Origin of the sequence: Clostridium gelidum (assembly GCF_019977655.1) — a bacterium.
In the GTDB taxonomy this organism is placed as follows: Bacteria; Bacillota; Clostridia; order Clostridiales; family Clostridiaceae; genus Clostridium; species Clostridium gelidum.
In genome coordinates, this window is sequence record NZ_AP024849.1 from 4,474,947 (window position 1) to 4,498,591 (window position 23,645).

The 23,645-nt window shown below is 29.5% G+C and carries 24 protein-coding genes; 1 reads left to right on the forward strand and 23 read right to left on the reverse strand.

What is annotated here, in order from left to right; all coding sequences use genetic code 11:
- Positions 1–3: 3 nt before the first annotated feature.
- From psyc5s11_RS20525 to psyc5s11_RS20565, 9 genes are all read right to left on the reverse strand, one after another.
- Complete coding sequence (locus tag psyc5s11_RS20525; protein WP_224034336.1) at positions 4–762, reverse strand: isoprenyl transferase; 759 nt, start codon at positions 760–762, stop codon at positions 4–6.
- 56 nt (positions 763–818) lie between these two features.
- Positions 819–1,376, reverse strand: coding sequence for a ribosome recycling factor (gene frr, locus psyc5s11_RS20530; RefSeq protein WP_224034337.1), 558 nt, complete (start codon positions 1,374–1,376; stop codon positions 819–821).
- 10 nt (positions 1,377–1,386) lie between these two features.
- The gene (pyrH, locus tag psyc5s11_RS20535; protein WP_224034338.1) at positions 1,387–2,100 is read right to left on the reverse strand and encodes a UMP kinase; all 714 of its coding nucleotides are present in this window, start codon (positions 2,098–2,100) and stop codon (positions 1,387–1,389) included.
- A 246-nt stretch (positions 2,101–2,346) separates the two neighbouring features.
- Positions 2,347–3,264, reverse strand: a complete 918-nt coding sequence (gene tsf / locus psyc5s11_RS20540) for a translation elongation factor Ts (protein ID WP_224034339.1) — start codon at positions 3,262–3,264, stop codon at positions 2,347–2,349.
- Between the two features lie 89 nt (positions 3,265–3,353).
- Positions 3,354–4,055, reverse strand: a complete 702-nt coding sequence (gene rpsB, locus psyc5s11_RS20545; protein ID WP_224034340.1) for a 30S ribosomal protein S2 — start codon at positions 4,053–4,055, stop codon at positions 3,354–3,356.
- A gap of 264 nt (positions 4,056–4,319) precedes the next feature.
- A complete protein-coding gene (gene codY / locus psyc5s11_RS20550; protein ID WP_224034341.1) occupies positions 4,320–5,096 on the reverse strand; it encodes a GTP-sensing pleiotropic transcriptional regulator CodY in 777 nt (258 codons plus the stop codon).
- A 229-nt stretch (positions 5,097–5,325) separates the two neighbouring features.
- Positions 5,326–7,425, reverse strand: coding sequence for a type I DNA topoisomerase (gene topA, locus psyc5s11_RS20555; protein ID WP_224034342.1), 2,100 nt, complete (start codon positions 7,423–7,425; stop codon positions 5,326–5,328).
- 47 nt (positions 7,426–7,472) lie between these two features.
- Positions 7,473–8,528 (reverse strand): DNA-processing protein DprA, encoded by a 1,056-nt coding sequence (gene dprA, locus psyc5s11_RS20560; protein WP_224034343.1) that lies wholly within the window; start codon positions 8,526–8,528, stop codon positions 7,473–7,475.
- A gap of 90 nt (positions 8,529–8,618) precedes the next feature.
- A complete protein-coding gene (locus tag psyc5s11_RS20565) occupies positions 8,619–10,139 on the reverse strand; it encodes a YifB family Mg chelatase-like AAA ATPase (protein ID WP_224034344.1) in 1,521 nt (506 codons plus the stop codon).
- A gap of 184 nt (positions 10,140–10,323) precedes the next feature.
- Here psyc5s11_RS20565 and psyc5s11_RS20570 point away from each other — a divergent pair, with 184 nt between their 5' ends.
- Positions 10,324–10,692, forward strand: a complete 369-nt coding sequence (locus psyc5s11_RS20570) for a YraN family protein (protein WP_224034345.1) — start codon at positions 10,324–10,326, stop codon at positions 10,690–10,692.
- A gap of 245 nt (positions 10,693–10,937) precedes the next feature.
- Here the strand turns inward: psyc5s11_RS20570 and psyc5s11_RS20575 are convergent, their stop codons facing one another.
- The 14 genes from psyc5s11_RS20575 to acpP all read right to left on the reverse strand — a co-directional run bounded on the left by psyc5s11_RS20575 (position 10,938) and on the right by acpP (position 23,613).
- A complete protein-coding gene (locus psyc5s11_RS20575) occupies positions 10,938–11,762 on the reverse strand; it encodes a ribonuclease HII (protein ID WP_375541968.1) in 825 nt (274 codons plus the stop codon).
- Positions 11,734–12,606, reverse strand: a complete 873-nt coding sequence (gene ylqF / locus psyc5s11_RS20580) for a ribosome biogenesis GTPase YlqF (RefSeq protein ID WP_224034346.1) — start codon at positions 12,604–12,606, stop codon at positions 11,734–11,736. The genes psyc5s11_RS20575 and ylqF overlap by 29 nt, the downstream gene beginning before the upstream one ends.
- A 66-nt stretch (positions 12,607–12,672) precedes the next feature.
- Positions 12,673–13,023, reverse strand: coding sequence for a 50S ribosomal protein L19 (gene rplS / locus psyc5s11_RS20585; RefSeq protein ID WP_158518210.1), 351 nt, complete (start codon positions 13,021–13,023; stop codon positions 12,673–12,675).
- Positions 13,024–13,163: 140 nt separating this feature from the next.
- Positions 13,164–13,889 carry a tRNA (guanosine(37)-N1)-methyltransferase TrmD gene (gene trmD / locus psyc5s11_RS20590; protein ID WP_224034347.1) on the reverse strand — a complete coding sequence of 242 codons (726 nt, stop codon included), beginning with the start codon at positions 13,887–13,889 and terminating at the stop codon, positions 13,164–13,166.
- On the reverse strand, positions 13,879–14,376 hold the full coding sequence (rimM, locus tag psyc5s11_RS20595) for a ribosome maturation factor RimM (protein WP_224034348.1): 498 nt from the start codon (positions 14,374–14,376) through the stop codon (positions 13,879–13,881). Before rimM ends, trmD begins: the two co-directional genes overlap by 11 nt.
- A 76-nt stretch (positions 14,377–14,452) precedes the next feature.
- The gene (locus psyc5s11_RS20600) at positions 14,453–14,680 is read right to left on the reverse strand and encodes a KH domain-containing protein (RefSeq protein WP_224034349.1); all 228 of its coding nucleotides are present in this window, start codon (positions 14,678–14,680) and stop codon (positions 14,453–14,455) included.
- A 48-nt stretch (positions 14,681–14,728) separates the two neighbouring features.
- Entirely contained in the window at positions 14,729–14,974 is a 246-nt protein-coding gene (rpsP, locus tag psyc5s11_RS20605) for a 30S ribosomal protein S16 (RefSeq protein WP_224034350.1), read from the reverse strand.
- Positions 14,975–15,052: 78 nt separating this feature from the next.
- Entirely contained in the window at positions 15,053–16,408 is a 1,356-nt protein-coding gene (gene ffh, locus psyc5s11_RS20610; RefSeq protein ID WP_224034351.1) for a signal recognition particle protein, read from the reverse strand.
- A 13-nt stretch (positions 16,409–16,421) separates the two neighbouring features.
- Positions 16,422–16,751 (reverse strand): putative DNA-binding protein, encoded by a 330-nt coding sequence (locus tag psyc5s11_RS20615; protein ID WP_224034352.1) that lies wholly within the window; start codon positions 16,749–16,751, stop codon positions 16,422–16,424.
- A gap of 81 nt (positions 16,752–16,832) precedes the next feature.
- Positions 16,833–17,741 carry a signal recognition particle-docking protein FtsY gene (gene ftsY, locus psyc5s11_RS20620; protein ID WP_224034353.1) on the reverse strand — a complete coding sequence of 303 codons (909 nt, stop codon included), beginning with the start codon at positions 17,739–17,741 and terminating at the stop codon, positions 16,833–16,835.
- Between the two features lie 12 nt (positions 17,742–17,753).
- Positions 17,754–21,317: a chromosome segregation protein SMC gene (gene smc, locus psyc5s11_RS20625; protein WP_224034354.1), complete on the reverse strand. Its 3,564-nt coding sequence runs from the start codon at positions 21,315–21,317 to the stop codon at positions 17,754–17,756.
- 208 nt (positions 21,318–21,525) lie between these two features.
- Complete coding sequence (locus tag psyc5s11_RS20630; protein ID WP_224034355.1) at positions 21,526–22,554, reverse strand: elongator complex protein 3; 1,029 nt, start codon at positions 22,552–22,554, stop codon at positions 21,526–21,528.
- Positions 22,547–23,245 (reverse strand): ribonuclease III, encoded by a 699-nt coding sequence (gene rnc, locus psyc5s11_RS20635; RefSeq protein ID WP_224034356.1) that lies wholly within the window; start codon positions 23,243–23,245, stop codon positions 22,547–22,549. The genes psyc5s11_RS20630 and rnc overlap by 8 nt, the downstream gene beginning before the upstream one ends.
- A 137-nt stretch (positions 23,246–23,382) precedes the next feature.
- Positions 23,383–23,613, reverse strand: a complete 231-nt coding sequence (acpP, locus tag psyc5s11_RS20640; protein WP_224034357.1) for an acyl carrier protein — start codon at positions 23,611–23,613, stop codon at positions 23,383–23,385.
- Positions 23,614–23,645 lie beyond the last annotated feature (32 nt).

Below are 23,645 nucleotides of genomic sequence, written 5' to 3' on the forward strand. Positions count from 1 at the left end.
CCTCTATTTAACTTTTCCAAAGCGCCTATCCCTATTTTGATAATCCACTATGGCTCTTTTTAAATCTATTTCTTTAAAATCTGGCCAATTTATATCAGAATACCAAAATTCAGAGTAAGCACATTGCCATAGCAAGAAATTACTAATTCTTTGTTCTCCAGATGGTCTAATAATTAAATCCGGATCTGGTATATCTTTAGTATATAAATATTCTTCTACCAACTTTTCATTAATTTCGTCTTCTTTTATTATATTATTTTTTACATCTGAACTAATAAGCTTAATAGCTCTAACTATTTCATCTCTTCCACCATAGTTTAAAGCAAAACTTAAGTTTATCTTTGTATTATTCTTAGTAGTTTCTATAGCTTCATTTAAAGCTTTTTGACATTCCTGTGGCAATTTTGTAATATCACCTAAAACGTTCATTCTAACGCCATTTTCATGACATTCTTTTAACTCTTTTCTTAAATAAGTAACTAAAAGCTTCATTAATGTTCCAACTTCGTCCTTAGGTCTTGACCAATTCTCAGTTGAAAAAGCATATAAAGTTAAATTCTTCACACCAAGTCTTGTAGCTTCTTTTAGGATTATTCTAATAGTTTCAACCCCTGCCTTATGTCCCATGCTTCTTGGCAAATTTTGTTCTTTGGCCCATCGTCCATTCCCATCCATTATTATAGCTATATGATTTGGTATGTTATTCATATCCAAGTCAAAATTTTCTTTATATTCTTTTTTTGATTTAAATATATTTAACATATTTTCTCCCCCTGGTTTTTAATGGAAAAAACCTGCTTTTTAGCAGGTTTTGAGCTTTAAACTGATAGTACTGATTTTTCTTTTGTCGCAATTATACTATCTATTTGCTTTACAACTGCATCAGTCTTCTTTTGAATCTCATCTTCAGCTTTTTTTATTTGATCTTCCGAGAAATCAGAATCTTTTTTTAAATCTTTAATTTTATCATTAGCGGTTTTTCTAATTGATCTTATAGCTACCTTAGCATCTTCTCCTGTTTTCTTTACTTTCTTAACAAGAACTTTTCTAGTTTCTTCTGTTAATTCTGGTACTACTAATCTAATAATTGAACCATCATTTGAAGGGTTTAAACCTAAATCTGATTTTAAGATAGCTTTTTCTATTTCTTTTAATAGAGGTTTTTCCCATGGTGTTATCATAAGTACTCTTGGTTCTGGAGCTGAAACATTTGCCACCTGGCTAAGTGGACACATACTTCCATAATAATCAACATGAATTCTATCAAGCATTGTTGGGTTTGCTCTACCTGCCTTCATTGTTGATAGATCCGACTCTAACACAGATAGTGTTTTTTTCATTTTTTCTTCTGCATTTTTAATGATTTCCTTAATCATGATTCTCCTCCTATTTCTTTGTTACTAATGTACCAATATTCTCTCCATACATTGCTCTTTTAATATTTCCTGGTTCATCTAATCCAAATACAAGAATTGGAATTCCATTATCCATACATAATGAAGTTGCTGTAGAATCCATAACTTGTAATCCTTGGTCTAATACTTCTATATATGATAGTGTATCATATTTTTTAGCATCTGGGTACTTATGAGGATCTTTATCATAAACGCCATCAACCTTTTTAGCTAAAAGAATTACATCTGCTTCAATTTCAGCAGCTCTAAGTGCTGCAGTAGTATCTGTTGAAAAATATGGATTTCCTGTACCAGCCGCAAAAATAACAACTCTTCCTTTTTCTAAGTGTCTCATTGCTCTTCTTCTTATGAATGGTTCTGCAATTTCCTTCATTTCTATAGCAGTTTGTACTCTAGTTCTAACACCTACTTGTTCTAAAGAATCTTGTAGCGCTAATGCATTTATACAAGTTGCCATCATTCCCATGTAATCTGCAGTAGTTCTGTCCATGCCTTCTCCACTTCTGCCTCTCCAAATGTTTCCGCCACCAACTACAGTTCCTACTTCAACACCCATGTCTACTAATTCTTTAATTTCAAGTGCTATTCTCTTAGCAACATTAAAATCAAGTCCAAATCCACTATCTCCAGCTAATGCTTCACCTGAAATCTTTAAAATTACTCTCTTGTATTTGCAATCTGACATTTATAATTACCTCCTGAATTTTTTAGAGATTATATTTGCTTTCGCACATTCCAAAAAATAACAAGCCAGTATGCTAGTCTATTTTTCATCATACTGCATCGGCATATTCACCTAATAGCCTACTATGAGATAAATATGCCTCCTTGTCTGATGCAAAATATACATCTCATCTTTGACTTGTTATTTTCTTTCATCTGCCTTATTCTTTAAAAAAAGAGAACACAAAGTGTTCTCTTTAGGTTTTAACTATTTACCGATTTGTCTTGCAACTTCTTCAGCAAAGTCTACCTTTTCAACTTCGATTCCTTCTCCTCTTTCGTATCTTACGAATCTAGTTACTGTAATTGGAGAACCAACCTCTTTAGATTTCTCTTCTAAGAATTTAGCAATTGACTTATCGCCATCCTTAACCCATGGTTGTTCTAAAAGACAAACTTCTTTAAAGTACTTATTAATTCTTCCCATAACCATTTTATCAACGATTTTTTCAGGTTTTCCTTCATTTAAAGCTTGAACTCTATAGATTTCTTTTTCTTTATCCATAGATTCTGTATCAACATCATCTTTGCTTAAGAATAATGGATTTGAAGCAGCAATTTGCATACAAACTTCTTTTCCAACTTCATCAAGAACTTCTGAATCTTTGTCGCAAGCAACTTCTACTAGAACTCCAATTCTTCCACCACCATGAATATAGCTCTTAACTACTCCATTTTCAACAGAGAATTTAGTGAATCTTCTAACTGACATGTTTTCACCAAGTTTTGCTATTAAAGCTTTTAAGCTTTCTGAAACTACAGTTTCTCCATCAAACTTTTCATTAAGAAGTTCTTCTACTGTAGCAATTGACTTTTCAACTGCTATTTTAGCTAACTTATCAGCAAAAGCAACAAATTCTTCATTTAAAGCAACAAAATCTGTTTCACAGTTAAATTCAAGAACTGCTCCACTTTTCTTATCATCTGCAATATATGTTTTAACTACACCTTCTGCAGCAACTCTACTAGATTTTTTAGCTGCATCGGAAAGTCCTTTTTCTCTTAAAAATTCAACAGCTTTTTCAATATCTCCATCTGTTTCTACTAAAGCTTTTTTACAATCCATCATTTTAGAACCAGTCATTTCTCTTAGTTCTTTAACTAATTGTGCACTTATATTTGCCATAATCTAAATTCCTCCTAAATAATAAAGTAATCCTTTAACTTCTAATAAAAGGGCAGTAAAGTGAACCTCACTTACCCCTTATATTTGAATTATTCAGCTAATTCTTCGCCTTGTCTTCCTTCCATAATAGCATCAGCCATTTTAGCAGTTATTAATTTAACAGCTCTAATAGCATCATCATTACCTGGAATAACATAATCAACTTCTTCTGGATCACAGTTAGTATCTACAATGGCAACTACTGGTATTCCTAAAATTCTAGCTTCTAATATAGCGTTCTTTTCTTTTCTTGGATCAACGATAAACATTGCTCCAACATTTTCAACGTCTAAGTTTCTAATACCACCAAGATTAGTTGTAAGCTTTTCCATTTGTGCCTTAAGCTTTATAACTTCCTTCTTAGGAAGAACTTCAAAAGTTCCATCTTCTTGCATTTTTTCTATTTGTTCTAATTTTCTTATTCTACCTTTGATAGTTTGGAAGTTTGTTAACATTCCACCTAACCATCTGTTATTTACGAAATGCATGTTACTTCTTATAGCTTCGTCATGAATTGCTTCTTGAGCTTGCTTCTTAGTTCCAACAAAAAGTACATCTTTTCCTTCTTCAGATACTTGTTTAATAAAGTTATAAGCTTCTTCAGCCTTCTTAACTGTTTTTTGAAGATCTATTATATAGATCCCATTTCTTTCTGTGAAGATGTATTGAGCCATCTTAGGGTTCCATCTTCTTGTTTGGTGGCCGAAATGTACACCTGCTTCTAATAATTGTTTCATTGATATTACTGACATTTTGTTACCTCCTTGGTTTTTACCGCCACTATCTTTAGCTTATAAATTTCCCTTAAATTAAGGGCACCTAATCTATAAATTGGATAATGTGTGTATTTGTTATCTTAAGTAGTATATCACAAGGTATTTAACGTATCAACAAAAATTTTTCAATTTAGACAGTTTAAAAAATAAATTAGCTAAATATGCCACATTTCATTTTCATATATGTTCCTTTAAAATCAAAAATAGCTATAGGATACCTTTTACCTATAGCTACTTAATTTATTTAATCTTTTTTAATTCTTCTGTTAATTTTTCATTTAATATCTTTATATAAGTTCCTTTCATGCCAAGAGATCTAGATTCAATCACTCCAGCACTCTCAAACTTTCTGAGTGCATTTACTATAACACTTCTAGTTATTCCCACTTTATCTGCTATCTTTGAAGCTACTAACAATCCTTCACTTCCATTTAGTTCTTCAAATATATGTTCAACAGCTTCTAGCTCAGAATAAGAAAGAGTTCCTATTGCCAATTGAACAACTGCTTTTTTTCTAGTTTCTTCTGCAATTTCATCTTGCATAGCTCTAATCATTTCCATTCCTACAATTGTTGCACTATATTCTACTAACACTAAATCTTCATCTGTAAAAGAGGTCCCAAATCTAGCTAATATTAATGTCCCTAATCTTTCTCTACTTCCTATAATCGGAACTATTGTCGATAATTTATCTACTTTTTTACAGTTACCAATTTCTTGGAATACACATCTACCTTCATTAGGAAGATTTGCCAATGTCTCATTAACTTGCAAAAGTGATTTATTGTAATCTTCAGGAAATTTTTTATCTTCTATTACCTTTTTCTCCATAGCTTCACATTCAAAATCCTTACCAAACGTATAGCCAAGTACTTTTCCTTTTCTACTTATTATGTATGCATTACATTCAAGAACTTCACTTAATAATGTACATATATCTTGGAATGCCAAAGGTTCTGTACCAGACCTCAGCAAAATCTTATTTAACATTCTAGTTTTACTTAATAATGATGACATATTCTTATCCTCCTTGGCAACTGTATAACAATATTATTTAAACACAAAAACACCTGTCCAAATATGTCTTAAATAAAAAGAATATAATTGTTAGAAAATTCTTAATTTATTGAATTTTTTTACAAGTTGCTATTAAGACTAGTTTATCATATAAAATTCTGCTTTTCAACATTCTTTTTTTGTGATTCGACAAAATAATATTTCTTGTTTATTAACGCTATTTTTATATTTACTTTTCTTCATCTTCTGTTATATCCTTTTTTAATTCTTCTTTATAATTACATTCACTATTTGAGCATTGTATATACTTTCCTTTTGTCTTTGAATATTTCAATACCATATAAGAATTACAATTAGGACATTTTTCTTTTACTGGTTCATACCAACTTACAAACTTGCACTCTGGATATCCTGAGCATCCAAAAAATTTCTTTCCCTTTTTGCTTTTCTTAGCTACAATAGTTTTTCCACACTCTGGACACGGTACATCTAATTCTTCAACTATAGGTTTAGCATTTTTACATTCTGGATATCCTGGGCATGCTAAAAATTCACCAAATCTACCTCTTTTAATTACCATCATACGTCCACATTTTTCACATTTTACATCGCTGACCTTATCTTCAATTACAACCTTCGATATTTCTTTTTCCGCTTTCTCAATTGCAATTTTTAATGGATCAAAAAACTCTCCAACTATTTTAGTCCAATTTTCAGATCCCTCTTCTACATCATCAAGCTTTTTCTCCATATCCGCTGTAAAATCTACGTCTACTATTTGTTTAAAATATTCACTTACGATATTATTTACTATATCTCCAAGTTCCGTGGGTAATAAGTTCTTCTTTTCACGGATAACATAGTTTCTTCCAAGTATAGTTGAAATAGTTGGTACATAAGTACTCGGTCTACCTATTCCTTTTTCTTCTAACAATTTAACAAATGATGCTTCAGTGTATCTAGGTAGCGGTTGAGTAAAATGTTGAGTCCCTTTAAGTGAATCTGTTTTAAGTTCTTCATCCTCTTCTAAATCTGGTAATAATACTGAACTTTCGTCATCTTCATTTGAATATTCATATATTTTCATAAAACCATCAAAAGAAATTATTGAACCTGATGCTTTAAATTTATAATCCCCATTTAATATATCTATTGAATTTGTATTTAGTTCACATGATGCCATTTGACTTGCCACAAACCTGTTCCATATTAATGAATATAATTTAAATTGTTCTGCATTCAAGTTTTCTTTTGCAATTTGTGGTGTAATTTCAACATAAGTAGGTCTTATTGCTTCATGGGCATCTTGAATATTCTTTTTACCTTTATATATTCTTGGAGAACTCGGTACATATTTTTCGCCATAAGTATTTTCAATAAATTCTTTAGTTTTAGTTTGTGCTTCTTCAGAAATTCTTACCGAGTCCGTTCTCATGTATGTTATCAAGCCTACTGTTCCATAACCTTTTATTTCTACACCTTCATAAAGTCCTTGTGCTATAGACATAGTTCTTTTAGTCATAAAATTTAATTTTTTATTTGCTTCTTGTTGAAGTGTACTTGTTGTGAACGGCGGAAGTGGATTTCTATTTTTCTTACCTTTCTTTATGTTTTTTACAATAAAGTTTCCACCTTCAAGTTCACTTACAATTCTATTTGACAATTCTTCATTTTCAATTTCAATCTTTTTTCCTTTATATGTTGAAAGTCTCGCTGGAAACTTCTTTTTTTCTTTTTTCAGCATACAATCTATAGACCAGTACTCCTTGGGAATGAATTCATTTATTTCCTTTTCTCTATCACATATTAATTTCAAAGCTACTGATTGTACTCTGCCTGCACTAAGTCCCCATTTTACATTTTTCCATAAGATTGGACTTATTTCATAACCAACTAGCCTATCTAATATTCTTCTTGCTTGTTGTGCATCTACTAAATCTAAATCAATTTTTCTTGCTTCTTTTATAGATGCCTTTACAGCAGTCTTTGTAACTTCATTAAATACAATTCTACATGTTTCATCTTCTGAAATTTTTAAAATATTAGCTAAGTGCCATGAAATAGCTTCTCCTTCACGATCTGGATCGGTAGCTAGATAAACTTTATCTGCTTTTTTAGCAGCTTTTCTTAATTTATCTATTAATTCTCCCTTTCCTCTAATGTTTATATATTTAGGAGTATAGTTATTATCTATATCAACGCCCAATCTACTCTTAGGTAAATCTCTTACATGCCCCATTGATGCTTCTACTATATAATTTTTTCCCAAATATTTTGCGATTGTTTTTGCTTTTGCCGGTGATTCAACAATTACAAGTTTTTGTCCCATATTACAACTTCATAAAATTTATGAAGTATTCACCCCCCTATACATTTTTAAATTGTTCTCACATAGTAATTTCCAGGTAAACAAATAATTTCACTTTTTATCTGCATTTCAAATAGTAATGCATATAAAGCACCTCTATCTACAGACGTATTTTTAAAAATATCATCTATATGAACTGGTGAATCTGTTATCATATCTAATATTTCATTTTTTTCTGGTGTAAACTTCATAGGTTTAATGTGAACATGTTCTAAGCTAAGTGTAACTCTTAAATCTTCTACATCTGTACAAATTACAGCACCATCTCTAAGCAATTTATTAGAACCCCTTGCTCCACTATAAAATATGGAACCAGGTACAGCCATAACTGTCTTTTGTTGCTGTAATGCTAATCTTGCTGTTATTAATGATCCACTTTTTTCTGACGCTTCTACTACTATTACACCTTCGCTAAGCCCACTAATTATTCTATTTCTCCTAGGAAAATTATCTTTTAATGGTGGTGTACCAAGTAAAAATTCAGAAATTACTACGCCATTTTCTGCTATCTTTGAAAACAAACCTTCGTTTTCAGATGGATACGTTATGTCTATTCCACAACCTAATACGGATATGTTATATCCATTATTCTCCAAAGCTGTTTTATGTGCAATGGAATCTATTCCTCTTGCGCCTCCACTTATAAGCGTTATATTATTAGTAATAAGCTCCTTTGTCAAGAGCTTTGTTGCAGCCAATCCATAATTTGAGCATTTTCTTGCCCCTACAACTCCTATAGATTTCTTATTTATGAGATCTATATTTCCCCTATAAAACAGAAAATATGGCGAATCTAAAATCCCACTTAATTTCTCACTATATAAAGGATTGGCGTATGTAATATAACCGATTTTTTTTTTAAATAATGTTTCTTTGAGATTTATAGTTTCATAGTACAAATCATCTTTTTGAAAATTATTTAATTTTTTTGATATTATTTTATTTTCTTTTAATATTTCTTCAAAATTATTATATACATTTTTTGCACTTTTATATGTATCAATTAACTTTTTCTTTCGAAAGTTTGATATATTAACAAGTATTAACCATAAATCATAATCCATTTATCTATATTCCTTTCACTTATCTAGGATCGTGCCACTCTTAACTCCTACTTTAATATAATCATAATAGTTGCTTACAGTGGCTCGACATCAAATAATTTCTCCATTAATATTTTTTCTATAACTAAAAGCTTCTAAAAGATGTCCTTCTAGTATATCTTTTTCATTTTCTATATCTGCTATTGTTCTTGATAATTTTATTACCTTACCATATCCTCTTAAAGATACATTGCAGTCATTGTAATAATGTTTTAGAATTTCTGTACATTTATTATTAACTCTGCATATTTCAAAAATATTCTTTCCTTTTATATCCGAATTATATTTATATGCTGTATTTTTAAATCTTTCTTTTTGAATCAATCTAGCTCTAAGAACATTTTCTCTCATAATTTTCGAATCATAGGTGTCTCTTTCATTCTTTATTTCATCATAATTCAATCTAGGAACATAATTCAAAATATCAATCCTATCTAATAACGCACTTGAAAACTTTTTAGAGTATTTTTTAATCTTAGTATTTAAATAATAGTTATCCTCACTACACTCTTTATCTTGATTGTTTTCAACAGGATTAAACGCACCAATAAGCAAAAAATTAGCAGGCATTTGATAACTTCCACTAATCCTATTTATATTTACATATTTCTCTTCAAGAGGTTCCCGTAGAGATTCTAAAGCTTCCTTTTTAAATTCTAAAATTTCATCTAAGAATAATATTCCATTATGTGCAAGTGTTATTTCACCAGGTTTTATTTCTTTTCCACCGCCAATTAATGCTACTCTTGTAGTTGTATGATGTGGAGATCTAAAAGGTCTACTAATATGTGAAGTTTTAGTTATAAGACCACTTGCGCTATAAATCTTTGCAATTTCTATTAATTCTTCTTGAGATAAAGATGGTAAAATTGATATTAAAGCTTTTGCAAGCATTGTTTTACCACATCCAGGCTCTCCATAGAGAATAACATTGTGATTTCCAGCCGCTGCTATTTCTAGTGCTCTTTTAGATGAATACTGACCTATAATACCACCATAATCTAATGAATCGTCACTTTCGTAAACTTTAATTTCATTATCTGCTTCATAAGGAAGTACATCCTCATATGTAATATATGAAATTACTTCTTTTAAAGTTTTTAAAGGATAGTACTCTCCACCTTCAAAATAATAACTTTCTTCTACATTGTCATAAGGAAAAATAAACTTATTAATCTTCTCCTTAACACCTTCAATTATTATAGGTATCGTCCCTTTTATTCCTTTCAGTTCACCAAATAGAGATAATTCTCCAAATACTATATATTCCTTCATATCTTTCCTAAATATTTGATTAGACTCCATAAGAATTCCAAGTGCAATAGGTAAATCTAAAAGGGAGCCTATCTTCCTTACATCTGCTGGAGCCAAATTAATAGTAATTCTGCCGAGTGGAAACTCAAAGCCACAATTTGTAATTGCTGCTCTAACTCTCTCTTTAGCTTCTTTTACTGAGGCATCTGGAAGTCCGACTATATTAAATACCGGCAAGCCCTTACATATATCTACCTCAACGTTTATTAAAAAACCTTCTAAACCATTGTGCGTTGCACTAATTATTTTTACTGCCATATAAATCACCCATTAACGATTATAGACACACATTTAAATATTAATTCTAAAAAAGTAAATTTGTTTAATTTATTTTTAATTGTTAATAATCTTAAATACATAAAATTAATATTAGGCATATACAAAAATTATAAGTGAATATACTATTCTATTTTGTGCCTAATTCTAAAGTTGGAGTGATTTAGTGAAAAAATTAAATAAAGAAATCGGAAATTATTGTGAAAATTTAGCTAAGAAATATTTACTTGACAGTAACTATCATATATTAGATTGTAATTTCAGAAATTTTTTAGGTGAGATTGATATTATTTGTGTTAAAGATAAGATACTAATAATTATTGAAGTGAAGGGTAGATATAATTATGATTATGGTTTACCTAAAGAATCAATTAATCTTTCAAAACAAAAATCAATAATAAAAGTTACTAACTCTTATATTTATTATAAAAAATTAATTAACATTAATATAAGATTTGATGTTATAGAAGTTTATTTAAACAATCAAAATACACTTTTTAAAATAAACCATCTAAAGGATGCTTTTAGACTATAAATGATTTACATGAAATCATAGATTTTGTGTGAATCACCCACTTAGTCAACATATATGAATTTAGTTTGTTTAAAAAGATAAAAACTCTGTAATAATACTACTTATTCCAGTATTATTACAGAGTTTTTCTTAATCTTAAATCACATTTACTCATCAACTAAGTTGGAGAAACCAAATATAAAAGCTCACATAGAAATTTCTATTCTCACTTTTTCGACTCTCACTTATCACTTATCACTTATCACTTATAACAATTTTGTTAAAAAGCTATTTCTATGTATATCACATTTTCCATATCTTTTTAAAGCTTCTATATGTTTTGATGTGCCATATCCAACATTATTTTCAAAATCATAGTTTGGATATTTTTTAGCATATTCTTTCATAAGATTATCTCTATATACTTTCGCAACAATTGATGCTGCAGCAATACAAGCACTTTTTGTATCACCTTTTATAACCGCCTTATTTTCTATCTCAATATTCTTAACTAAATATCCATCTGATAATACTAAGTCAGGCTTTATAGCAAGTGAATTACAGCTCTCTAAAAATATCTTATTATTAGAATAAGATATCCCCCTTTCATCTATTTCCTCATTTGAAGAAACTGCTATATGATAACTCAGTGCTTTTTCTTTTATAATTTCAGAAAGTTCTTCTCTCTTAGATTCTTTTACTTTTTTAGAATCATTTACATATAAAATCAAATCTTTATCTAAAACATTTAAGTCAAGCATAACGCAGCAGGCAACAATAGGACCTGCAAGAGGCCCTCTTCCCACTTCATCTACACCTGCCACATATCTATAATTTCCAAACGATTTATCAAAATCATACATTGCTTTAACTCGTTGAATTTCATTTAAATATATATCTAATTCTCTTTGAATTTTATTTTTAAGAGATAATACATTCTTTCTTTTATCGCCGTCTAACCAATCTATAACTTTTGCACTATCTCCATCTTTATATAAATCAACTATGGAAATTTTATTTATTTCTTCTTTAATTTCTGAAAATGACAAAACCTTTGTATCCTTATTCAACAGCATCATTAGTTTTTTCATCTCCCGGACGTTCTAAAGAAATGTTTCCAATTTTTCCACCTCTAAATTCATCAAGTAAAATAACTGCTATTCTATTATAGTCAATTTGTCCTCCTGAAATTAGAGTTCCGCGCCTTTTGCCTATAGCATCTAAAGTATCTACTGGATTTTCAAAAACTTCTGCTATTTTATATCTTTCTATTAATTTAGCTGTATAACTTATTTGCAGTCTTTCTACAAGCTTTAAGGCTAATTCTTCTATATCCATTATTTCATCTTTTATAGCGCCTGTAAAAGCTAAATTTAAAGCTGTTCTATTATCTTCAAATCTAGGCCACAATACTCCTGGTGTATCTAAAAGCTCAATTCCTATATCTGTCTTTATCCATTGTTTACTCTTAGTAACACCTGGTCTATCTCCTGTTTTAGCTATATTATTTTTTCCCAATTTATTTATAAACGTAGATTTCCCTACATTAGGTATTCCAACAACCATAACTCTTGTTGTTATATTAACCATACCCCTTGTTCTTAATCTATCATGCTTTTCTTTCAGAAGAATAAGTAGCTCAGGTTTTATATTTTTAAGTCCATCACCTTTTAAACAGTTGACTTCGAGTACTCTAACATCTTCTTTAGTTAAATGTTTAATCCACTCTCTAGTTACATTACCATCAGTTAAATCACTTTTGTTTAAAAGTATAATTCTAGGTTTTCCTTCTAATAACTTTTCAATATCTGGATTAGCTGAGCTTCTAGGAATTCTAGCATCTCTTATTTCAATAACAGCATCAACTAATGCTAAGTTTTCTTTAATTTCTCTTTGAGTTTTTTTCATATGTCCCGGGAACCAATTAATTACCATGTAGATTCCTCCTTATTTTTTTATTTGAACGTATAAAAAAAAGGACTGAAACAGTCCCTTTTAATACTATCTAGTTAATAATTCTTTAACTTTAGCAGATTTACCAACTCTATCTCTTAAGTAGTAAAGTTTAGCTCTTCTTACTTTACCTCTTCTTGAGATTTCGATTTTTTCGATAATTGGCGCATTCATTGGGAAAGTTCTTTCAACTCCAGTTCCTAAAGCAACTCTTCTTACAGTGAAAGTTTCTCTTAATCCACCATTTTGTTTTTTCATTACAGTACCTTCGAACATTTGTACTCTTTCTCTTGTACCTTCTTTAACCTTAACATAAACTTTTATGTTGTCTCCAACCTTAAAGTTTGGTAGATCAGTTCTGATTTGTTCAGCTTCAATAGCTCTTATTATTTCGTTCATTGTGCATTCCCTCCTTTAAAGATAATTTGACGTTCTTAACATATTATATAGTGACAGAGGAACGCCCGTACTAGCACAATTTTAATAATAACACATGTTTTTTTATTTTTCAACAAAAATTATGTATTATATTTTATTTTTTAATGTGAATTTTCTGTATTATTCTTCAAAATCTTAATATCTTCTTTAGTCAAAGTTATATTTTTATATAAATCCGGCCTATTTTTTTTAGTTATATTCAAAGACTTAACCCTTCTCCATTTTCTTATATTTTCATGATGTCCAGATAATAATATTTCAGGAACCTTATCTCCTTCAAAATCTTCGGGTCTAGTATATTGTGGATATTCTAATAATCCATCATAAAAAGATTCTTCCATAAAACTTTCTTCTTTTCCAAGAACACCTGGAATAAGTCTTAGAATGGAGTCTATAACTGGAATTGCAGCCATTTCCCCTCCAGTTAATACAAAATCACCAAGTGAAAGTTCCATGTCTATATGTTTATAAACTCTTTCATCGATTCCTTCATAATGTCCACATAGAAATATAAGATTATCTTCTTTAGAAAGTTCTTTTGCAATTTCTTGATTAAAAGTCTTTCCTCTAGGTCCTAAAAATATGACCTTGCCTTTATTATTTTCTTTTGCATACCTTATACTATCAACTATAGGTTGAGGTGCCATAACCATTCCTGCACCACCACCATAAGGAGAATCATCAACTTTTTTATGTTTATTTAAAGTATAATCTCGTATATTTAATAAACTGAAGTCAATTAAATTATTTTCTCTTGCTCTCCCTATAATACTATGGTCAAAAATAGAAAACATCTCAGGAAATAATGTCAATATACTAATCTTCATCTTGCCACTGTCCAACTGGTTTAATAATGATTTTTTTTAGATTTATATCAATACTAAGTACTATATCTCTAAGAACTGGTATTAATACTTCCTTAGGTTGTTGAATCCAATATACATCATTATTAGGAGTGCTTATTACATCAAAAACTCTTCCAATTTCTTTTTCACCAGTATCATATACTGTACATTGCTTTAAATCTGAAACATAATAAGTATCTGGTGGAAGTTCAGGTTCTTTATCAATTGAAATTTCAATATATTTTTCCTTATAAGTTTCAGCATCATTCATAGAGTCTATTCCTTCTATTTTTAATATAACTCTATCCTTTTGAAATTTAACTCCTAATATATTCTTTTCCACTCCACCTACTAAAACAGTTTTTAGACGTTTAAATTTGTTAATATCTTCTGTTAAAGGATAAACTTTAACTTCACCTTTAATTCCATGGGTATTTATAATTTGACCAATTTTAAATAATTTATCCAATCTTGTCACCTCTATTTTATATATAATATTTTTTCATATACCTAAAAAGAGTTAGGTTAACCCTAACTCTTGATTTTTAGATGATTTCTACTATAACTCGTTTATTATGTTTAACTGCTACAGCCTTTATAACTGTTCTTATAGCCTTCGCAATTCTTCCTTGCTTACCTATAATCTTCCCCATATCTTCTGGTGCTACTGTTAATTTTAGTATTATGGATTGTTCTCCATTTACTTCATTAACAACAACTGAATCTGGGTTGTCAACAAGGGATTTAGCGATAAATTCAACTAATTCCTTCATAAACGTCCACAATTAGTACCTACTAATTGTGAAATTCACCTCCAAAAATTACTTAGTAACGCCTGCGTTAGTGAAAAGTCTTTTAATTACATCTGTTTGTTGTGCTCCCTTAGCAATCCATGCTGTAGCTTTTTCTTCATTAACTTTAAAGTCAATTGGTTCAGTTAATGGATTGTAGTATCCAATTTCTTCGATGAATTTACCATCTCTTGGTGCTCTTGAATCTGCAACAACTATTCTATAGAAAGGTGCTTTTTTAGAACCCATTCTTCTTAATCTAATTTTTACTGCCATTTTTAATTTCACCTCCTTTAAATATGCTTATATATTTTAGGTATTGTATAAAAATACTTAACCAAATATGTCTTTTTTCTAGAATGGTAGCTTACCAAATAAGCCGCCGCCCTTCTTTCCTTGCTTTGTTAATGACTTCATTTGCTTCATTTGCTTTTTCATCATTTCATAGCCTTTCATAAGCTTGTTAATTTCTTGCACACTTGTACCTGATCCTTTAGCTATTCTGCTCTTTCTAGAAGGCGATTTTGCTATAAGACTTGGATTTTTTCTTTCTTTAGCTGTCATAGATTGAATAACTGCTTTACTTTTATCAAGTGCTTCTGTTCCTTTATCAAAATCAACACCTTGAAGTTCTTTCGAATTCATACCAGGTATCATTTCCATAATTTTGTTTAACGGTCCAAGCTTCTTCATTTGTTCCATTGCCATTAGATAATCATCAAAGTTAAATTCTTGATTTAACATTCTCTTACCTAAATCTGTTGCTTCCTTTTCATCAATAGCTTCTTGAGCTTTTTCAATAAGTGATAACACATCACCCATTCCAAGTATTCTAGATGCCATTCTGTCAGGATGAAACACTTCAAAGTCATTCATTTTTTCACCAATACCAGCAAATTTAATTGGTTTATCAATTATGCTCTTGATTGAAAGTGCAGCTCCACCTCTAGTATCACCATCTAATTTTGTTAATATAACACCACTTAAGTCTAAATCATTATTAAAATTTTCTGCTACATTAACAGCATCTTGACCAGTCATTGAATCAACAACTAATAATATTTCTGATGGTTTTACATTTTCTTTTATATTTTTTAATTCCTGCATTAATTCTTCATCAATATGAAGTCTACCTGCAGTATCTATAATAACTACATTATTTCCATTATCTTTTGCATGAATTATTGCATTCTTTGCAATTTCAACGGGACTCACTTTATCCCCCATAGAGAATACTGGAATCTCAATTTGTTTTCCTACAACCTCTAATTGTTTTATAGCTGCAGGTCTATAAATATCACATGCTACGAGTAATGGTTTCTTATTATCTTTTCTAAGGTTTAACGCAAGTTTACCACACATAGTAGTTTTACCCGCTCCTTGTAATCCAACCAACATTATAACTGTAAGACCTGAACTACTGTAGTTAATTTTACTTTCACTACCACCCATAAGATTAGTAAGTTCTTCATTAACTATTTTTATTACATGTTGTCCTGGTGTTAAACTTTCAAGTACTTCATCTCCAACACACTTAGTGCTAACAGATGCAATAAATTGTTTAACAACTTTATAGTTAACATCAGCTTCTAATAAGGCAAGCTTTACTTCTCTCATGGCTTCTTTTATATCTTTTTCATTCAACTTTCCTTTACCTTTTAATTTTCTGAAAGTTTCCTGTAATTTTTCACCTAATCCTTCGAAAGCCATGTTTGTCTCCTCCTTATAAATTTTCTAGTTTCTCTTTATATTTTATAATATCCTCATTATCTATGGAATACTTATTTTTTAAATACTCTAAAAAATTTATAATTTCCTTTTCTCTATTCATACTATTTTTAAGTAAGCTCAGCTTACTTTCATAGGAGAGAAGTTGTTTATAACATCTTTTGATTAAATCGTGAATAGCCTGACGACTCGTTTTATTGAGTTCCGCTATTTCAGATAAAGATAAATCATCATTATAATACCACTGCAGAATTTCATTTTGCTTTTCAGTTAACAATGGACCATAAAAATCCATAAGCAATGAAATTTCAACTCTATCTTCCATTTAATCACCTTACCCACAAAAAAGATTTTAACAGGATTTTTTATATGTGTCAAGTACTTTTACTTAACACATATAAAAATTTTATATTAATGCTTCTGCGAATCCCTCTGCATCAAACTTTTGAAGATCTTCAATGCCTTCTCCAACACCTATATATCTAACAGGAATATTTAAACTTTGTTTTATTGATAAAACTACTCCACCTTTTGCAGTTCCATCTAATTTAGTTAATATTATTCCATCAATCGGGCAAGATTCCATAAATTGTTTAGCTTGAATCACAGCATTTTGTCCTGTAGTTGCATCTAAAACAAGTAATGTTTCTTTTTTATAACCTTCTAACTCCCTATCTATTATTCTATTAATTTTTTCAAGTTCATTCATTAAATTCTTCTTGTTATGAAGTCTTCCTGCAGTGTCACATATCAATAAATCAATATTTCTAGCTTTAGCTGCAGCTATTGCATCAAAAATAACTGCTGCAGGGTCTGAACCTTCTTGATGTTTCACTATATCAACGCCTGCTCGGCTGCTCCAAACTTCAAGTTGATCTATAGCTGCTGCTCTAAATGTATCTGCAGCAGCTAATAATACTTTTTTACCAGCTTCTTTGTTCTTAGCTGCAAGTTTTCCAATAGAAGTTGTTTTACCTGCACCATTAACTCCAATTACAAGGATTACTTTTTTAGATTCTTCATCATCGTCATAAGAACCTTCAAGCAATATATCTTTTATAACTTCCTTTAATGCAATCTTAACTTCCTTAGGATCATTTATCTTTTCCTTACGTATCTTGCTTCTTAATCTTTCTATAATATTTACTGTAGTATCCATCCCTACATCCGATATAATTAATATTTCTTCTAATTCTTCATATAAATCTTCATCTATGGTTATTGCTAAATTTAAAACCTCATTAATTTTATCAGTTAATCCATTCCTAGTCTTTGTTAATCCATCTTTTAGTTTATTAAATAAATTTTCAAACAAATTCATTTCCTCCTAAATAAAATTTTCCGATAAGTCTACTGATACTACTTTAGATATTCCTTTTTCCTCCATAGTTACCCCATATATAATATCACTAACTTCCATAGTGCCTTTTCTATGAGTTATAATTATAAACTGAGTATTCTTAGAAAACAGTTTTAGAAACTCTGCATATCTGTATACATTAGCATCATCTAGTGCTGCTTCAATTTCATCTAGTATACAAAATGGAGTTGGCTTCATTTTTAAAATTGCAAAAAGTAATGCTATTGCAGATAAAACTTTTTCTCCACCTGACATTAAATTAATATTTTGAAGTTTCTTCCCTGGTGGCTCTACATTTATATCAATATTAGCTGTAAGTTCATCACCTTCACCTAATATAAGTTCTGCACTTCCACCTTTAAATAGCTCTTTAAAAGTTTCATTAAAATTATAATTTAAAATTCTAAAATTATCCCTAAACAAAACTTTCATTTCACCCGTCATCTCTTCGATAACAGATTTTAATTCTTTTTTAGCATTCTCTAAATCTTCTGCTTGCGTCGACATAAACTCATACTTATCTTTTATTTCCTCATATTCCTCTATAGCGGCTAAATTTACCACTCCAAGCTTTGTTATTTTACCCTTTGTAGTATAAATCTCTTGTTTTAAAGCTTCATCATCAATTACTGGTTCGCATATATCTAAAGCTTCTGCATATGTTAGTTCTAATTCTTCGTTAAGTTTTCTATACATGTGTTCTTTATCAGCTTCTTTTTTAGCCTTAACTACTTCTCTTTTATTAACTTCCATTTCTTTTACTCTAATTTCGTCTAAAATACCACTTATTATATTATCTTTTTCTTTAAATTCTTGCTTTAACTTTTCTTTTATTATTTCTTGATCTTTAAAATTTAATTCCAATTTTTCAATATCAATAATATTCTCTTTTATATTATTATTTCTAACTTCTATCTCTAAATTTAAACTTTCAATACTATTTTTATTTTCAGTATTTTCCTTATTTAAAAGTTCACTTTTAATAGCTATATCCTGAATTTCTTTTCCCAAACGCGTAAATTCATTTTTTCTATTTTGTATAGCTTCATCTAAAGTTGCCTTATTTATTTTCATTTCTGTAAGTTTCGTATCGTTGTCATTTACTTCTTGTACTTTTACGATTATTATTTCTTCTAAATCTATACTTTTACTTTTATTAAATGTATTTTCATTTTCAATAGATTTAATTTCATTTTCTTTAATTATAAGCTTTTTTAATATAATTTCTTTTTCATTTACTATTCTTTCAATCTCTTCTTTAGATACTTCTAAATTTCTTTTTAATTTATCAGTCTCATCACCTAGCCCTTGAATTTCACTTTCTTTTTTAGTTAATTCAATACTTTTTTCATGAACTTCATCTCTTTTATTTAATATATCTTCATCTAACTTTTTGATTTCTTCTTTAATATCTTGAACTACTTTTACCGCTTCTTCATAAAATTCCTTTTTACGATGTATATCTTTTGTTAATTCTTCGATTTCTCTTTTTCTACCTAGAACATTAGAATTTTTTCCTTTTATGCTGCCCCCAGTTAATGATCCTCCTGGATTTAATACTTCTCCATCTAAAGTAACAATCTTATAATTATATTTTCCAATACGTGCAATATTTAAAGCGCAATCCATATTAGTACAAATTATCGTTCTTCCAAGAACGTAGTCTATTATATTTTTATACTCTTTATCGTAAGAAATTATGTCACTTCCAATGCCAATATAGCCATTAGCTGACGTAATGTTTTTATCTAAATCTAATTTTCTGCCTCTTATTATGTTTAACGGCAAAAATGTCGCTCTTCCTAAGTTATTTTTTTTCAAATATCCAATAAGAACTTTAGCTATTTCTTCATTTTTTGTTATTACGTTAGATATTGCAGCTCCTAATGCTATTTCTATAGCTGTTTCATAATTCTTTGGAGCTGTAAAAACTTCACCTAAAACTTTAGTATCGGAAGCAGAAGTAATTTTTTCCTCATGGATTGACTCCATCAATGATTTTACAGACCTATTATACCCCTCATAATGCTTCTCTAAGTTTTCTAGCATAACCTTATTTGCATCAAGTTTAGTTAATATTCTATTTAATTCTCTAAGGTCATTTTCCTTTTTAGTCAAATCTGAAGATAATGAACTTATTTTTTTCTTATCTTCTACTATTTGTAGACTTAATAACTTGATATTGTCTTTCTTACTTTCAATATCATTACTTAATCCTTTATAAGTTGCCAAATTAATCACTATGTTATGCTCTAAAGATGATATAGATGAATTTAAAGTTTCTCTTTTTTCTTCTCTAAGTGAAATATCTTTATTTAATATAGTAATCTCATTTTTTATATCCGAATTACTTCTTAAGAGTTCAAATTCGCCTTCTTTTAAAGCTTTAAGTTCTTCTTCTATGCTTTTAAGTTCTATAGAACTTTTCACATTGCTTTCTTCTAACTTTTCAATATCTTGATTTTTGAACTTTTGCTCTTCTAGCTTTTTAGCTAATTCTGCTTCTAATATTATTTTACTTTCATTTATTTCTCTTATTTTAACTCCAATATCACTTACTTCATAATTATTTCTATTGATTTTCTCTTCAAAACTCTTGATTCTTTCCTTGTAAAGTTCAACACTTTTTTCATCATCACTTACTATTTCTTTCAAATTATAATATTGTTCTTTTTCTTCTAAATTTTTCTTTTCTATTTCTTCTATTTTGTATTCTAAAACCTTAAGTTTTTCTTTATCACTAACCATTTCTTTTCGTTTATCTTCAATACCATTAATTTTCAATTCTAAATCTTCATTAAAGTTTTTTAGTTCCTCTTCCATATTCTTTATAGTATGGACGATAAGTGATACTTCTTTTGTTTTTAGGTCTTTAGATAATTCATTAAACTCTAATGCCTTTTCTCGTTCAATTCTTAAAGGCTCTATTCGCTCTTCATAAGTTGATAAAATATCATTTATTCTAACTAAATTATCATCAGTATTACTCAACTTTTTTTCTGCTTCTTCTTTTCTAGTCTTAAATTTTACAATACCTGCTGCTTCTTCTACAAGAGATCGTCTTTCTTCAGCCTTACCACTTAAAATAGCTTCAATCTTACCTTGTCCAATTAGTGAATATCCTTCTTTACCTATTCCTGTATCCATAAAAAGATTTGTTACATCTTTAAGTCTGCATTTTGAATTATTAATTAAATACTCAGAGTCTCCTGACCTAAATATTCTTCTAGATATTGTCACTTCATTATATTCTGTTGCTAATTGTTCATCACTATTATCAAGAGTTAGTGAAACTTGTGCGAGTCCAACAGCCTTTCTAAACTGAGTTCCTGAAAATATTACATCTTCCATCTTCCCACCTCGGAGTACCTTAACACTTTGTTCTCCAAGTACCCATCTTACAGCATCAGAAATATTACTTTTCCCACTTCCATTAGGACCTACAACTGCTGTTACACCTTTTCTAAATTTTAATTCTGTTTTATCAGCAAAGGATTTAAATCCTCTTATTTCCAGAGATTTTAAAAACAATTCATTCACTCCTTCTCTTTAAAATATTGCTGGTATAAAACTTATAATAATAGCTAATGCCATAAAAATAGCTAATGCAATTGTCATCTTGTCTCTAGTCTTTTTTTTCATATTAAACACTCCTCATTATATTTTAGTTTATATTAAAGCTTAATAAATATCAATATAGTATGTAAGTATAATATTAAAAGCGAGAGGAAACCTCTCGCTAATATATTATATCTAATTTTTTATCTTTTAGACAGAGTTTTATATGTCCTCTATCAATTTTATCATCTTGTTCTACCACAATAAATTTATTATTATCCTTAAGTTTGTTAAAATATATTTTTTTATTAGCATAGAGTTTACTCAAGTCTTTAGAATTAATATGAATACATGCATTTTTTTCTTCTTTCATATTTTCTAAAATTATATCTACGAGCAGGCTACCTTCAACTAATTCTCTAAAAGAAGGATGGAATGGTCCAGCTACAATATCTCCGCCCTCATTTATACTTTCCGTTGGTTGAAGTCCCATTCTTATTACATTAATTTCGTTTTTTCTATACATGTCGTACATAACTTTACTTATGTTCACCGCTTCTTCTAAAGAGTATGGGATATATTGATCAGAAGTGTACATTTTTTCCATAGGTGTATCTTTTATAACTAAAGATGGATATATTCTGCAAATATCTGGCTTCATCTCAATGGACGCTTTAGTTGTGTTTATATCCTTCTCAAATGTATCCCCCGGAAGTCCTGGCATTATTTGATGACCTAAAACAATATTATATTCTTTAATCAGTTTAGACGCTTCTATAACATCAAAAACGTTATGTCCTCTTCCAGACTTTTTCAATACATCTTCATCCAATGATTGAACACCAAGTTCTATTATATCAACTCCATATTCCTTAAGATAAGTTAATATATAATCATTAATATAATCCGGTCTTGTAGATAACCTTATTTTCTCTATAAGTTTTTTATCTTTAAATTCTTTAGCTATGTTTAAAAGTTCTTTTTGCTTTTCTTCTCTTATTCCTGTAAATGTTCCTCCAAAAAATGAAACTTCAATAGTTGCATTCTTATTTTGTATTGTTTCTAAATAATCATTTATTGTATCCCTTACAGTTTGTGCTGTAACATCATCACTGGCTCCAGTTATTCTATCTTGATTGCAAAACACGCAATTATGTGGACAGCCCGCGTGTGGCACAAATATAGGTATTATATAATAATTCTTACTCATTTATCTTATCCAATATATCTAAAGCTTGTTTGGCTGCATTTTGTTCTGATTCTTTTTTACTGTAACCGGATCCTTCACCCATTAGTTTTTTATCTATAACCACATTGGTAAAAAATTTTCTTCTATGAGGTGGTCCTTCATATCTTGTTAATTCATATTGAATTATTATCTCTCCATCTTTTTGAAGGAGTTCTTGAAGTTTTGTTTTAAAATCCAATACTATTTCATTATTTATAGCTTTATTTATTACTTCCTCAAAATGAAGCAATATAAAATCTCTAACAAATCCAAGACCTTTGTCTAAATAAACAGCAGCAAGTACCGCTTCAACAGCATCCGCTTGTATTGAAATTCTTTCTCTTCCACCGGTAAGTTCTTCACCTTTGCTCATTCTAATATAAGACCCAAGATTTATTTTTTTTGCGATTTCATAAAGAGAATTTTCACAAACTATCAAACTTCTTATTTTAGTTAATTCGCCTTCACTCTTATACTTAAAGTTATTAAAAAGATATTCTGTAATACAAAGCTGTAATACTGAATCTCCTAAAAACTCAAGTCTTTCATTATATTCAGCATCTTTAAATTGATTTCCAAACGAACTATGTGTAAGTGCTGTTTTTAGTAAAGTAGGATTATTAAAACAAACTCCCAGGTTTTCTTCTATTTCTTTAAGTGTGTATCTATTCATGTATTCCACTCCTTGAAGTTTATTCTTCAACTTGCTAAAACACTTTTTATGCTTAAGGCATATTCCTAGTATAACAAATTCAAGAATAAACTAAATTAATCTGAAAATATAAAATCCCGCAAACCTGCGGGATTATTTTATTCTTCGTGATGAGCTTTTACGTAATTTACAACATCTCCAACTGTTTTGAAGTTTTCAACGTCTTCATCAGGTATTTCTAAATCAAGTTCATCTTCTAGAGCCATTATAAGTTCAACTATATCTAATGAGTCAGCATTTAAATCTTCAATAAATGATGCTTCCATAACAACGCTTCCTACATCGACGCTTAACTTATCCGCAATAATTGCTTGTATTTTTTCAAACATTATTTTCACCTCCCAAGTTCTACATTTAGATA